Annotated in this window: 1 protein-coding gene; it reads right to left on the bottom strand. The window is 71.5% G+C overall.

What is annotated here, in order from left to right:
- A partial coding sequence (locus tag ACIQOV_RS42235; RefSeq protein WP_401056557.1) for an AMP-binding protein occupies positions 1–1,164 on the bottom strand: 1,164 nt, incomplete at both ends.

Raw genomic sequence — 1,164 nt, 5'->3', positions numbered from 1 at the left:
CTGGTGGGAGATCACCACCCCCTTGGGGCGACCGGTGGAACCGGAGGTGTAGATGACGTACGCCGGGCTCTCCGGGCGGTGGCCCGGGCGCTCCGGGTTCGAAACAGGCTGCACACCAAGGGCGTTGGCGGTATCCGGTGCGTCCAGGTCGATCCGCCGGACGCCCGCTTCGGCCGCCGGGGCCCCGTCCATCGTCACGCTGTCGGTGACCAGAGCGGTCGGGCGACCGTCTTCCAGGGTGGAGGCCAGACGGTCGTCCGGGTAGTCCGGGTCCAGCGGCAGATACGCCGCCCCGGCCTTCTCGATCGCCAGCAACGACACCACCAGCTCGACCGAGCGCGGCAGGCAGACGGCCACCAGGTGCTCGGGGCCGACACCGCCCTCAAGCAGCAGGTGCGCCAAGCGGTTCGCCCGCTCGTTCAGCTCCTCATACGACACGACCTCGCGGGCCGCACCACTGCCGAACACCACGGCCGTGGCGTCCGGCGTGCGCGCCGCCTGCGCCTCGAACAGCCCCGGCAGCGTCGCGGCCGGCAGCTCCCGCACGGTGTCGTTCCAGCCGCGCAGCACCAACTCCCGCTGTCCGGCGTCGAGAACGGCGATCCGGTCGAGCGTGGCGGCGGAGTCCTGCTCCAGCCCGCCGACCAGGTTCTCCACCGCCGTGCACAGCAGACCGCAGACCACGTCGGAGTCCATCGGGGCGCACGCCTGCACCGTGAACCGGAACCCGACACCGGTGTCGTCCACCGACACCGTCAACGGGTAGTTCGTCCGCTCCGAGGCGTACACGATGTCGATGCCCGTGGTCCCGCTTCCGGGCACGCCCTGCCGGTCGGAGTGAGAACTGGGCAGACTGTGGCGGTAGTTGAGGAGCGACGTGAACAGCGGGCTCTGGGCGGGGACGCCGGTCACCTGCTGGGCGAGGGTCAGCGGGGCGTGCTCGTGCCTCAGCAGCTCACCCAGCTGCTGCTGCGCCACCTTCAGACCCGCCACCAGCGGCTGGGTGGCGTCGACCCGGATCGGCAGGGTGTTGATGTACAGACCCGGCGTCCGGCTCGCCGTGTCCCCGGCGTCCATCCGACCGAGCAGCACGGTGCCGAACACCGGATGCGTCTGGCCGGTCGTCGCGGCCGCGACACGGGCCCAGGCCAGGTGGAAGAACGC

It is taken from the genome of Kitasatospora sp. NPDC091257, from assembly GCF_044757675.1.
Taxonomy (GTDB): domain Bacteria; phylum Actinomycetota; class Actinomycetes; order Streptomycetales; family Streptomycetaceae; genus Kitasatospora; species Kitasatospora lactacystinica.
Note: the sequence above shows the minus strand (reverse complement) of the source record. Positions and strands in the feature narration are given on the sequence as shown.